The organism is Streptomyces sp. GbtcB7 (genome assembly GCF_019091445.1).
Lineage (GTDB): Bacteria > Actinomycetota > Actinomycetes > Streptomycetales > Streptomycetaceae > Streptomyces > Streptomyces mirabilis.
Window position 1 is genome coordinate 1 of sequence record NZ_JAGXJM010000794.1, and the last position, 229, is coordinate 229.

At 69.9% G+C, this 229-nt stretch carries 1 protein-coding gene; it reads right to left on the minus strand.

What is annotated here, in order from left to right:
• Positions 1 to 229: hypothetical protein (locus KVT44_RS57585; protein ID WP_217577277.1), on the minus strand; the 229-nt coding region annotated here is incomplete at both ends.

Here is a 229-nt window from a genome sequence, read left to right on the forward strand (position 1 = left end):
GTCCGCTGCTGCGGTCGCTGTTGTTGCCCAGGTACAGGGACGACTCCCTGAAGCCCAGGCCGCCGCGCTGGCCGCTGTCGCTGGAACTGCCGAAGGACAACGTTGTCACGCCACCGCCCTCTTTGCCGAAGTCGAGGGTGTCGGCCGACTGCGAGCCGGAGATCCGCGTCGGCTGCCCGCTGGGGACGCTCTGCGGGTCCGCGTCACTGCCGGGCGTTCGGTAGATCGC